The following is an 11,356-nucleotide window of genomic DNA, read 5'->3' as shown; positions in this document are numbered from 1 at the left end:
GTCAGGTGATGTCGGCGCCAACGCCGAAGCTACGCCCGTCGATCGACCAGGCGCCGGCGCCGGCCATTGCCAGCGCCAGGAAGCCGCCTGCGATCGCGATGTCCTTCATCAGCATCTGCTGGTGCAGGAAGGCGAGCATGGCGTCGTCGCCACCCTGACCATAGTGGCCGATGAGGCCTGCTGCCACGCAGAAGGCGGCGAGCAGCAGGCCGACGATTCGCGTCTGGAAGCCGACGAGGACGAGCAATCCGGCGATCAGCTCGAACAGGCCGGTGCCCCAGGCGGCGAGCGCCGGCAATGGCAGGCCGAGGCCGGCGAAATAGCTGGTCGTGCCGGAAATATTGGCCAGCGCGTGGAAGCCGGACGGGACGAAGAGGGCGGCAAGCAGCAGGCGGGACAATAGAAGCAGCGCATTGCGGGGCATCGTCACCTCCCGAGAGCAATTCCAGGAAAAGTGTGTAACGGTTTTCCGTCCGGAATTGCGTCAGAACAAAGAGCGAAAGCCGGCCACTGGCCAAGCCTAGATTGCGCCCCAGTCTAGCAGAGTCGCAGACCTGGCGCGTCCGCACAGTTCGACAACGAAAAAGCGGCGCGGAAAATTCCGCGCCGCCCAGGTCTGCGCTTGCGAGGGAAGGCTCAGCCGCGCTTGGCGTCGATCGAGTAGGAACCGGCGCCAGACGAAGCCAGCACGATGAAGCCGCCGGCGATGGCGAGGTTCTTGAGGAACTGGATCATCTGCATCTGGTCGGCCCAGCCGGTGTGGGCGACCAGCCCGGTGGCAACCGTGAAGATCGCCAGCACCCAGGCAACGATGCGGGTCTGGAAGCCGACGAGGACGGCGAGGCCGCCGAGCAGCTCGATGAGGCCGACGAGGACGGCGGTCACGGTCGGCAGCGGCAGGCCGAGGCTGCCAAAATAGCCTGCGGTGCCGGCAATCGCGGTGAGCTTGCCGAAGCCCGAAAGCAGGAAGATGACGGCCAGCAGGATGCGGCCGAGCAGGATGGTGGTGGAGCTGTTGGAAGCGACGCCGGAACCGGCGACAGAAGTGTTGATGGACATGGGACTCTCTCCGGGAGGATTGGAATGACAACCCAGATAGAGCAGGCAGACTGTTCACCAAAGATGCCGATGTGGCGACAGATTGTTCACCCGGTTACGCCGGTGATACTAGCTTACCCCGGATGCGTCATGTCCTCCGGCCGTACCAGCCGGTCGTAGTCGGCCTCGCTGACCAGGCCTGTCGCCAGTGCTTCCTCGCGCAGGGTTGTGCCCTTCTTGTGCGCCGTCTTGGCGATCTTGGCGGCGTTGTCGTAGCCGATGGTCGGCGCCAGCGCCGTGACCAGCATCAGCGAGCGGTCGAGCGCTGCCTTGATGTTGTCCTCGCGCGCCTCGATGCCGACCACGCAATTGTCAGTGAAGGAGACCGAGGCATCGGCGAGCAACTGCACCGACTGCAGGAAATTATAGGCCATCAGCGGGTTGTAGACATTGAGCTCGAAATGGCCCTGACTGCCGGCGAAGGTCAGCGCGGCATTGTTGCCGAACACCTGCACGCAGACCTGCGTCAGCGCTTCGCACTGGGTCGGGTTGACCTTGCCGGGCATGATCGAGGAGCCCGGCTCGTTTTCCGGCAGCGAGAGTTCGCCGAGGCCGGAGCGCGGGCCGGAGCCGAGGAAGCGGATGTCGTTGGCGATCTTGAAGAGTGCCGCCGCCGCCGCGTTGATCGCGCCATGCGAGAACACCATGGAATCATGGGCGGCCAGCGCCTCGAACTTGTTCGGCGCGGTGACGAAGGCTATGCCGGTGATGGCGGCGATGCGGTCCGCCACCTTTTCGGCGAAGCCGACCGGCGCGTTGAGGCCGGTGCCGACCGCGGTGCCGCCCTGCGCCAGCTCCTGCAGGCCGGGCAGCGTCATCTCTATGCGCTTGATCGAGGAGGCGACCTGCGCGGCATAGCCGGAGAATTCCTGGCCCAGCGTCAGCGGGGTGGCGTCCTGCGTATGCGTGCGGCCGATCTTGATGATATGCGCGAACGCCTGGCTCTTGGCCTCCAGCGCCTTGTGCAGGTGCTTCAGCGCCGGCAGCAAATCGTGCACGATGCGCTCGGCGCAGGCGATGTGCATGGCCGTCGGATAGGTGTCGTTCGACGACTGGCTCATATTGACGTGGTCGTTCGGGTGCACCGGCTTCTTCGAGCCCATGACGCCGCCGAGCAGCTCGATCGCCCGGTTGGAGATCACCTCATTGGCGTTCATGTTGGACTGCGTGCCCGAGCCGGTCTGCCACACCACCAGCGGGAAATGGTCGTTGAGCTTGCCGTCGATCACCTCCTGAGCGGCCTCGATGATCGCCTTGCCGAGCGCGGGATCGAGGCGCTTCAGCTCCATATTGGCTTCGGCCGCGGCGCGCTTGACGATGCCGAGCGCGCGCACGATCGAGGCCGGCTGCTTTTCCCAGCCGATCTTGAAATTGCCCAGCGAACGTTGCGCCTGCGCGCCCCAGTAGCGGTCGGCGGCGACCTCGATGGGACCGAATGTGTCGGTTTCGGTTCTGCTCTTCTCAGCGCTCACTGGAGGGTCTCCGGTTGTCGAATTCGGCAACGGCGTATCGCGTTGCACAAATGGCATCAAGCAGAGATTGCGGGCCAAGAAGATGCAAATCGGTTGAAGCGCCTCTTCCTTCTCCCTCTGTCGGAGAAGGTGGATCGGGCGCAGCGCCGACACGGTTGAGAGGTGCGTGACGTATCGCTGTCGGCGCCAAGCTGGAGCCCCCTCATCCGTCGCCTTCGGCTACACCTTCTCCCACAAGGGAGGAAGGGGAAGAGAGAGCCTCTCACCCCGCCGTATAGCCGCCGTCGATCGCAAAGATGCCGCCGCTGGTCCAGGCGGCCTCGTCGCTGCCGAGATAGACGGCAATGCCAGCGAGGTCGCTGGTGCGGCCGATGCGGCCGAGCGGATAGGAGCGCTCGACATAGGCCCTGAGGTCGTCCTGTGCCTGCTGCGGCAGGTTTTCGATCGAGTTGCGCCGCATGGCGGTGTCGATCGTGCCGGGCGCAATCGCGTTGACCCGGATGCCTCGCGGGCCGAGCTCGAAGGCGAGCGACTTGGTCAGCGAGTTCAGCGCGCCCTTGGAGAGCGAGTAAAGGCTGGACGGCCGCTTCGGGATCATCTTGTTGGCGAAATAGGACGAGATGTTGATGATCGAGGCGCCGGCGCCGAGCTGCGGCAGGAGCCGCTGCGTCAGGAAGAAGGCCGCCGTCACGTTGAGCGCGAAGGAATGCTGGAACCGTTCTTCGCTGACCGTCTCGAATGGCACCAGATAAGCGACGCCGGCATTGTTGACGAGGATGTCGAGCGGCCGACCGGATCCTTTGACCCGGGCAGCCACCGCGTCGATGCCGGCGCTGGTGGCGAGGTCGGCCGACAGCGTTTCTACCGTGGCGTTACCTTTTGCTTCCACCGCCAGCGCGTCCCGCGCGGCCTCTAGCTTGCCGGCATCGCGGCCAACGATCAGCACATCGGCGCCTTCGCGAGCGAAGGCTTCAGAGATTGCCAAGCCGATGCCATCCGAACCGCCGGTGACCAGCGCCCTTTTGCCCTGAAGTCTCATCGCCAGGCTCCTTGCAATGTGCCGCGCAGGGATGCAGCGCCGAATGGCGCGGAGGGTCAACCCGTCGGCCTATCGCCCGGTATGAAACTTACCCGGCCGACGCCATCCCGGCGGGCGCTGTCTGGCGCAGGGCGAGGCGTCCCACGACGTAGTCCTTGACCTGGCGCACCGCCAACTCGCGCGATACGCTGCCCGGCCGCAGGCCAAGCCTAACCCACAGCCCGTCGATCAGTGCGGTGACGCCGATCACTATCTCGTCGGCCACGTCCGGCGATGTCAGGCCGCGCAAGCCGGACAACAGGTTCGAGCGCATGCGCGCGTGGATGACCTTCTGGATGCGCGCCAGCTTTTCGTCGCGGGGCACCTCGGCACAGAGCGACAGCCAGGCATGGCAGAGCGGCGGCCGGAACAGATGCTCCTCGAAATTGCCTTCGATCACCGCGTTGAGCCGTTCCATCGGCGTCCGCGCTCGCCGGAGCCTGGCGATCACCGCGTGGCAAAGGACCGCATTCGCCTCGCGCATGGCATGCTCGAACAGCTCCTGCTTGCTGCGGAAATAGTGCAGCACGATGCCTTTCGAGGCGCCGGCCTGGGCCGCCACCTTTTCCAGCGTCGCACCGGCAATGCCCTCGCGCTCCAGCACCGCGAAGGCCGCCTGCCGCAACTCCTTGCGGCGTATGTCGCTGAGACGCGTGAGTTTCATCGGATCGATCCAAGCATGGCGATTCCATGTTGACATTTTCGTCCACCTAGATCAACAATTGACCAATGGGACAATAATTTGACTAAATGGTCAATCAGAGGAGAGCCGATATGTTGCGAGTGCTTGCGAACGGGGTCTGTCTGGCTGCGTTGATGCTGGGTACCCAGGCGGCCCGAGCGGCCGAGGCCGAGCAGTGCAAGGCGGTCCGCATGGCGGAACCCGGCTGGAACGATCTCGCTTTCACCACAGGGGTCGCCTACGTCCTGCTCCAGGCGCTTGGTTACGAGCCGCAGAGCGAGGTGCTCGGCATCAACGTCATCTACGAGGGCATGAAGAACAGGGACCTCGATTTATTCCTCGGCTACTGGGACCCGGCGATGGTCACCTACTATGAGCCCTACAAGAAGGACGGCTCGATCGAGAATGTGCGCGTCAATCTGGTCGGCGCCAAATACACCTTCGCCGTGCCGACCTATGTCTGGGACGCCGGCGTCAAGGACCTGTCCGACCTGCACAAATTCGCCGACAAGTTCGGCAAGAAGATGTACGGCATCGAGCCGGGCTCCAACCAGCTGATGATGGACGCTATCGCCGATCCTCAGTTCGGCCTCGACGGCTGGCAGGTGGTCGAGTCGAGCGAAGCTGGCATGCTCTCGGAGGTCGGCTACGAGATCAAGGAGAAGCAATTCATTGTCTTCCAGGGCTGGGCGCCGCATCCCATGAACACGATGTACGACTTCAAGTACCTGACCGGCGGCGACAAGTTCTTCGGCCCTAATTTCGGCGCCGCGACGGTGACGACGCAGGTGCGCAAGGGTTTTCTGCAGGAATGCCCGAATGTGGCGCAGTTCCTGAAGAACCTCGCATTCGACATCGATATGGAGAATGTCGGCATGGGCTACCTGATCAATGACGGCATGAAGCCGGAGGAGGGGGCGTTGAAGTCGATCGCCTTGCACAAGGATCGTCTCGACGCTTGGCTCGCCGGTGTCGCCACTTTCGACGGCAAGCCAGGCCTCGCCGCGGTCAAGGAAAAGCTCGGACTGTGAGGCCGGCAGCTTTGGAACTGGCGCATCAGGAGGCCGAGCAGGACCCCTGGGCCGGCCGCAAGCAAATCGCCGGTGTCGGCGGTCTCGATCTTGCCTATGTCGAGGTCGCCGGTTCGGAGCCGCCGCTGCTCCTGGTTCATGGCTTCACCGACACCAGCCGCAGTTTTTCGCTGCTGGCGCCGCATCTTTCCGGGCGCCGACTGATCATGCCGGACCTGCGCGGCCACGGCGCCTCACAGGCGGGCGATGGTTATCGCATTGCTGACTTCGCAGAGGACATTGCCGGGCTGATCCGCAGCCTGCGGCTCGATCGGCCGGTCGTCGTCGGCCATTCGCTGGGTGGCATGGTGTCGATGATGCTGGCCGCGCGGCATCCCGAATTGATCGGCGGGCTGGTGATTGTGGCCAGCACGCTGAAGCCCGATTTCGGACGGGATCACCAATTGACCGACAGGGTCGCGGCGTTGCGCGATCCGATTTCGCCAGCCGATCCGTTCTATGACTGGTGGCATGCCTGCCAGCCAGGTGTGCCGCAGGCTTTTCTCGCCGGTCTCGCAAAAGACGCCTCCGCGATTCCCGCGGCGCGCTGGCGCGCCATTCTCGAAGAAGTCCGTCGCGCCGATCTGACCGCCGTGGGGCGAGCCGTGCAGGTGCAGGCGTTGATCATCGCTGGTGGGCGCGATCCGCTTTTCGGCGCGGTGCACCAGCGAGCGCTGGCTCAGGCGCTGGTGGGCTCACGTCTGGTGTGGGCGCAAGATTGCGGTCACAACCCGCATTGGGAGGATCCGGTTTCCATCGCCGACGCGATCTTGGAAATGATGCCGGGCCTGGGCGGGTAATCACCTCAACAGTGATCGGACCGTGGGCGTCAGGCGCAGCGTCTCGGCAGGCTTTGTGCAATCGGCCTGCGTGGTATCGCGGAACGCCTGCCATGACGGCAAAGCGGCGAGGGCGGTTTGCGACCGCCGGCGCGCGCCTTCGTCGTCGAAACCGGTGACGCTGAGGAAGACGTTTTCGCCCGACCGCACCGGCAGGCGCGGGAAGGTATTTTCGGCATGCTCGCTGATGAAGGCGCCAAGCAGGCGCATGCCGTTTTCCGCGAGCAGCCGAACGGCTTCGGTCTCGAAGCGGTTTGCGAAACCGGCTTCAGCGCCGCGTCGCAAATGATGAATCTGGATCTCAATAATACCAGGTAAGCGATTATTCTCGCTCTGGTTTTCGACTTTGTCGGGAGCTGGCCGGCGCAACCTTTGGATGTCGAACCCGGCGCCCGGCCAGGCCGGTTTCAGCAGCAGCACGTCGTCGGAATCGATCATCGTCGCATTGGCGGCGTCGCGATGCTCCGCCCAGACCGGCCCGCCATAGAAGGCGCTCAGCGCCTCCTTTCGCGCTGTCATGTCCTCGAAGCCGCGCATCCAGACGAATATGTCGGGCCGGTCGAGGTCGCGGAACTGGCCGATAATGGTCATCCCGGTCGCCTCCTGGCTCTCGATGAACTCGCGATCGAAGAGGTCGATCAGCGTTTCGCGCCGGCCGGGCTTCAGCGTGTACTGCCTGAGTTCCACGATCGGTGAAGCAAGGCGTGCAGAGATTTCGTTTCGAGCAAGGTCCATTGTCGGCACCAAAACAGGGTGATCGTCCTGTTTTGTAAAACAGACCGGTTGTCCTGTTTTGTCAATCTGGTATCGTGCCCAGATGTCAGGAGAGATTGCCGCCCAGCCGAAATCGCGTCGCCAAAAACGCACCAACGACCCGGAGGGCATGCGCCGCCGCGTGCTCGACGTGGCGGAGGAATCCTTCCAGGCGCGCGGCTATCACGCCTCCAGCCTCGGCGACCTGATGGCGGCGGCGGGCGTCACCGGCGGCGCGCTGCACCACCATTTCCCGACCAAGAAGGCGCTGGCGCTGGCGGTGATCGAGGAGCGGGTGGCCGCCGCCGTCGATCAGACCTGGATCGCGCCGGTGCGCGCCGCATCCACGGCGCGCGAAGGCGTCCGCGCCGTGTTCGAGGCGGTGGCGGCTGAACTGGAACGGCAAGGCTTTGTGCGCGGCTGCCCGCTCAACAACCTCGCGCATGAACTGTCGCTCGCCGACCCGGACTTCCGCATCGCGCTTGCCGGCATTTTTGCCGGGTGGCGGCTGGCGATCGCCGACAAGCTGCGGGTCGACCGGCAAGCGGGCCGGGACGAGGGCATGGACCCCGAGCGCTATGCCGCGCTGGCGGTCGCCGCCTATTCGGGCGCCATGTCGATGGCCAAGACGGCGCAGGATGCGGGTCTGCTGCGGGATTGCCTGGCGGGGTTGGAGCAGGGCGCCCCGTCCCCACAGAGCGGATTGGCAGCGAGGCGGCGCCGCAGGGTGCTGCGCAGACCACCTTGATGCCGGAACGCCGCCCGCTCTGTCCCAACGGCATCAAACATCCTGGTAACTCATTGATTTCCTGTGTCGTTTCGATTTCGAAGTTCGCTCGGAGCGCGATATAGAAACAATGCGACCTTCGAAATCACGACACACGAGGCCGTTGCTGACCTCAAACTCGTGAACTAGGAACCGTTTGCTCCGCTAGCCATGCTACTGTTGAAGGATACCGGGCCAAGGTACCCGTCAGCAGGCAGGCAACGTACCTTGACACCAACGATATCGTCCCAGCCGTTGGTTATGACGTCTCTCGCCCTCTCCTGGTCCTTGAGTGCTGGGAATATCGGGTCGACATCGTACCCCTCATGGTCGAGGTGCCGGAGCCTTTCGCGCCAATCGACAGGGACCGATCCTCTGCGCACGAGGTCCGCGAACCGGATCGGATAACAATGGCCTTTCAACAATGCGATCTGCACCTCGTCTGAATAAAGGTACTCCATCCACAGCCGAGCAGCGTTTGGATGCGGAGCATAGGCGCTGATCGCCTGGACATAGACACCCGCAGCGACGCCGGTCCTTGGCCTGATGACTTCGATCCTCGTTTTCCCCCTGAGCCGTTCGCGGTCGCCGAGCGCGAGGTAGTCCCAGCGAACGAGGATCGGCGTGCGGCCGTCAGCAAGTGAGTTGGTATCACCGATGATGGGAACGAAATTGCCCTTTTCATTGAGATTGGCGAAGAACTTCAGTCCCTGAGCAGCGGCTTCTTCGACGTCACCCTTAGCCGCCGACAAGCCTGCGGCGAACACGCTCTGGACTGCTTGATTTGAAGAAATATTGCCGGCGAGGCCGACCGAATTCCTATACTCCGGCGCGGCAAGATCCGCCCAATCCTGTGGCATCTTGGTGACGAGGTCAGCGTTGATCTCGAACGCAAGGACTCCGTAATAGCGGCCGCACCAATACCCTTGCGCATCCTTGGCGGCTTCCGGAATTGTGTCCCACGTTGACACTTTGTACGGCTGCAGCAAGCCATCCTCCTTAGCCGATGAGGCGAAGGACATGCCAATGTCGACTACATCCGGGGTCTGGGAGTCGGTCTTGGCTCGCCCAGCCCTGATCGCCTCAATCTGATCGGCTGAGCTGCCATTGGGCCGGAGTTCGTTGATTGTCAGACCGTATCTCGCCTTGAACCCGTCTATCACGACGCCGTATTCGCACCAATCGCGAGGCAATGCTATGACGGTAAGCTGCCCTTCCGCTTTGGCGGCCGCAACCAGGTCTTCCATTGCATCGACCGGCGCTGCAACGGCACAGACCGACACGGCACCCGTTGATAGGGCGGCTCCAGCCAGACCTGCTGCCTTGAGCGCGTCGCGGCGATTCATCGTTCGCTGACCAGCGGCAGGTTCAACCCTCGTTGGGTGTTCTTCTGATGATCCATGTTTCATGGCCCAATTTCCTCCGTCGGCTTGCGGTCGATGCAAGTTCCTCCGCGTCGATCGTCTTGGTATCGATCGCGGTCCTGAAGGTGGGGGCGAACACCGGTTGGCGACGCCTCTGAGCGACTATGGCATATTGGGGAAGTGGGCGATATGCGCGATTATGACCCGAATACGTCGAATCTGTTCCAGTGTCGTTTCGAGTTCGCTCGGACCGCGATGTCGCAATAATGCGAACTTCAAAATCACGACACTGGCGCACGAATCGGAGGTTCCGCAACGCCATGCACCAACGCGCCAGCGTTGAGTCTAGATTGGACCTAGTCTAATTCGCCAGCGGCTTGATCGTCTCGTAGCCGACCACGCTCTCCGAATTCGTGCCCTCGTCATAGCGCCGGGCCAGCGATGCGCCGAGATCCGGCGCGTAGAGCGCGGTGAACGTGTCCAGCGTCTCGCCGGCCTGGTTCTTGAATGTCTCCTTGACCGCCAGCACATTGTATTTGCAGCCGCCGAGGCTGAACGTCTCCTTGCCCTTCACCGCCAGTTCCAGCGTCTTGGTGCCTTTCGGCTGCTTCTTCGGCGACAGCTCGACGAACTGCGTCGTGCTCTTCGCGCCTGCCTTCAGCGGAAACAGCTTTTTCAGGTCGCCGAGCGGGATCATCGCCAGATGGCCGGTCGTGCTGTCGCGGAACACCTCGATCAGCCCGGCATAGAGAAACTGCGTCTGCGGCGATTCCGACTGGTATGTGTTGGCGACCGAAACCATGCCGCCGGCCGCCGGCCGGAACTCGCTGCGGATGCCCGGCATCTCCAGCACGAAGCCGGTCTTGGCGGTCTTGGCGTCGACGCATTCGGCGCCATGCGCGGTGCCCGCCGCGGCAAGCAGGGCCATGCCGATCGTTGCGGCCTTCATCGCATCCTCCTCTTCCCGCTCAAGTTGAAGGCGCAAGACTGCCAGACCCATACCGCCATGTCGATGCTTGGCGGATCGGGAGGAACTGGACGGCCGGGCGCCGCCTGTGCTGAATTTCGGCCATGATGAATAGCTGGCAAGCCCGTTCGATATCCCGTCGCGCTTTCCTGGCGCAGATGGCGAGCCTTGCGTCTGCCGCGGCCTTTGCCCATCCGGCATTCGGTCAGACCGGAAAGCGAATCCAGCCGGTCGACGCGACTTTCCTGTTCATCGCCGATATCCATGCCTGCCGCATGGCGAGCGGGTTGAGCCCCAATTGCCTGCAGGAGGGCAAGACGGATGCCGCGCTTCTGCGCAGCGTCGCCGCCCTGAACGGCATCGCCGACAAGGCTTGGCCGGCCGAGATCGGCGGCGTCGCCACCGGCCTGCGTTCGGCCGGCAGCCGCATCGGCACGCCGCTTGGCCTGGTCACCGGCGGCGACATCACCGACGACGGCGGCGGCCAGGTCACCGAGCCCAGCGAGGGCACGCAGCTGCTGCAGTTCAGCCAGCGCTACCAGCAGGGCATAGGCCCCGACCGCGTGCACGTGCCCGTCTACGTCGGCCTCGGCAACCACGACCTCGACCAGAACGGCTCGCCGCCGCATGTCGACTGGTACCGCCGCGAGCTGCGCGACTATGTCGAGGTCAACCATCGCGCCGGCGTGTTCTTCAAGCCGCCGGTGCCGGCAACCGACTATGACGTCGACACCGACTGCTATTCCTGGGATTGGGGCGGCCTGCATCTCGTCCAGACGCACCGTTTCGCCGGCGACACCGGCCATGCCGCGCTGAGCAGCCTGCCATGGCTGAAGCAGGACCTGGCGACCTATGCCGGCGACGGCCGCCCGGTCATCCTGTTCCAGCACTATGGCTGGGACATTTTCTCGATCGAGCGCTGGGATCCGGCGAAAAGGACCTATGACGACGAGGGCACCGGCTCGCCGCATTGGTGGGGCGAGGCGGACCGCCAGGCCCTGCTTTCGGCTCTCAAGGGCTACAATGTCATCGCAATCTTCCACGGCCACCAGCACGAGGCGCCGATGATCTACCGCCGCGACGGGCTCGACCTGTTCAAGCCGAAGGCCGCCTACATGGGCGGCTTCGCGCTGGCGCGGGTGACCGGCGACAGCATGGATGTGGTGCTCGGCGAGGCGGCGGCGACCACGGCGAGGTGGTCTTCACCAACGCTTTTTCCAAGAGCCTGAGTTTCTGAGGCGGCGGGACAGCGGCCCTGGTCGTAATT

General features: G+C 63.7%; 11 protein-coding genes and 1 pseudogene. 4 read left to right on the top strand and 8 right to left on the bottom strand.

Translation table 11 applies throughout. The features are described 5' to 3' along the window. Position 1: 1 nt before the first annotated feature. The 5 genes from EJ073_RS07520 to betI all read right to left on the bottom strand — a co-directional run bounded on the left by EJ073_RS07520 (position 2) and on the right by betI (position 4,312). Positions 2-424: a DoxX family protein gene (locus EJ073_RS07520; protein WP_126055159.1), complete on the bottom strand. Its 423-nt coding sequence runs from the start codon at positions 422-424 to the stop codon at positions 2-4. A 212-nt stretch (positions 425-636) separates the two neighbouring features. Beyond that, positions 637-1,059: a DoxX family protein gene (locus EJ073_RS07515; RefSeq protein WP_126055158.1), complete on the bottom strand. Its 423-nt coding sequence runs from the start codon at positions 1,057-1,059 to the stop codon at positions 637-639. Positions 1,060-1,172: 113 nt separating this feature from the next. After that, positions 1,173-2,570 carry a class II fumarate hydratase gene (gene fumC / locus EJ073_RS07510; protein WP_126055157.1) on the bottom strand — a complete coding sequence of 466 codons (1,398 nt, stop codon included), beginning with the start codon at positions 2,568-2,570 and terminating at the stop codon, positions 1,173-1,175. 262 nt (positions 2,571-2,832) lie between these two features. Then, entirely contained in the window at positions 2,833-3,609 is a 777-nt protein-coding gene (locus EJ073_RS07505) for an SDR family oxidoreductase (RefSeq protein WP_126055156.1), read from the bottom strand. Positions 3,610-3,697: 88 nt separating this feature from the next. After that, positions 3,698-4,312 (bottom strand): transcriptional regulator BetI, encoded by a 615-nt coding sequence (gene betI, locus EJ073_RS07500; RefSeq protein WP_245455489.1) that lies wholly within the window; start codon positions 4,310-4,312, stop codon positions 3,698-3,700. Between the two features lie 110 nt (positions 4,313-4,422). Between betI and choX the strand changes: the two genes are divergently transcribed. Both choX and EJ073_RS07490 read left to right on the top strand, forming a co-directional pair. Continuing rightward, a complete protein-coding gene (gene choX, locus EJ073_RS07495) occupies positions 4,423-5,361 on the top strand; it encodes a choline ABC transporter substrate-binding protein (RefSeq protein WP_126055154.1) in 939 nt (312 codons plus the stop codon). Between the two features lie 11 nt (positions 5,362-5,372). Then, the gene (locus EJ073_RS07490) at positions 5,373-6,200 is read left to right on the top strand and encodes an alpha/beta hydrolase (RefSeq protein WP_245455488.1); all 828 of its coding nucleotides are present in this window, start codon (positions 5,373-5,375) and stop codon (positions 6,198-6,200) included. Here EJ073_RS07490 and EJ073_RS07485 read toward each other — a convergent pair whose 3' ends face one another. Further along, complete coding sequence (locus tag EJ073_RS07485; protein WP_126055153.1) at positions 6,201-6,974, bottom strand: NIPSNAP family protein; 774 nt, start codon at positions 6,972-6,974, stop codon at positions 6,201-6,203. 148 nt (positions 6,975-7,122) lie between these two features. Between EJ073_RS07485 and EJ073_RS07480 the strand changes: the two genes are divergently transcribed. Further along, a complete protein-coding gene (locus EJ073_RS07480; RefSeq protein ID WP_189347944.1) occupies positions 7,123-7,740 on the top strand; it encodes a TetR/AcrR family transcriptional regulator in 618 nt (205 codons plus the stop codon). 164 nt (positions 7,741-7,904) lie between these two features. Here EJ073_RS07480 and EJ073_RS07475 read toward each other — a convergent pair whose 3' ends face one another. Together EJ073_RS07475 and EJ073_RS07470 are read right to left on the bottom strand one after the other, a co-directional pair. Then, positions 7,905-9,167: an ABC transporter substrate-binding protein gene (locus EJ073_RS07475; RefSeq protein WP_348627243.1), complete on the bottom strand. Its 1,263-nt coding sequence runs from the start codon at positions 9,165-9,167 to the stop codon at positions 7,905-7,907. A 316-nt stretch (positions 9,168-9,483) separates the two neighbouring features. Beyond that, positions 9,484-10,071, bottom strand: coding sequence for a hypothetical protein (locus tag EJ073_RS07470; protein ID WP_126055152.1), 588 nt, complete (start codon positions 10,069-10,071; stop codon positions 9,484-9,486). 122 nt (positions 10,072-10,193) lie between these two features. Here EJ073_RS07470 and EJ073_RS07465 point away from each other — a divergent pair. Then, positions 10,194-11,326, top strand: a pseudogene (locus EJ073_RS07465) (metallophosphoesterase). The last annotated feature ends 30 nt before the right edge of the window (positions 11,327-11,356 follow it).

The organism is Mesorhizobium sp. M4B.F.Ca.ET.058.02.1.1 (assembly GCF_003952505.1).
In the GTDB taxonomy this organism is placed as follows: Bacteria; Pseudomonadota; Alphaproteobacteria; order Rhizobiales; family Rhizobiaceae; genus Mesorhizobium.
This window is presented reverse-complemented; position numbering and strand designations above follow the sequence as displayed.

What these genes read in the sequence shown, in the direction of transcription:
- choX (WP_126055154.1), top strand. Translation starts at nt 4,423, where the DNA reads ATGTTGCGAGTGCTTGCGAACGGGGTCTGTCTGGCTGCGTTGATGCTG.
- EJ073_RS07470 (WP_126055152.1), bottom strand. Translation starts at nt 10,071, where the DNA reads ATGAAGGCCGCAACGATCGGCATGGCCCTGCTTGCCGCGGCGGGCACC.
- EJ073_RS07505 (WP_126055156.1), bottom strand. Translation starts at nt 3,609, where the DNA reads ATGAGACTTCAGGGCAAAAGGGCGCTGGTCACCGGCGGTTCGGATGGC.
- EJ073_RS07475 (WP_348627243.1), bottom strand. Translation starts at nt 9,167, where the DNA reads ATGAAACATGGATCATCAGAAGAACACCCAACGAGGGTTGAACCTGCC.
- EJ073_RS07480 (WP_189347944.1), top strand. Translation starts at nt 7,123, where the DNA reads ATGCGCCGCCGCGTGCTCGACGTGGCGGAGGAATCCTTCCAGGCGCGC.
- EJ073_RS07485 (WP_126055153.1), bottom strand. Translation starts at nt 6,974, where the DNA reads ATGGACCTTGCTCGAAACGAAATCTCTGCACGCCTTGCTTCACCGATC.
- betI (WP_245455489.1), bottom strand. Translation starts at nt 4,312, where the DNA reads ATGAAACTCACGCGTCTCAGCGACATACGCCGCAAGGAGTTGCGGCAG.
- EJ073_RS07520 (WP_126055159.1), bottom strand. Translation starts at nt 424, where the DNA reads ATGCCCCGCAATGCGCTGCTTCTATTGTCCCGCCTGCTGCTTGCCGCC.
- EJ073_RS07515 (WP_126055158.1), bottom strand. Translation starts at nt 1,059, where the DNA reads ATGTCCATCAACACTTCTGTCGCCGGTTCCGGCGTCGCTTCCAACAGC.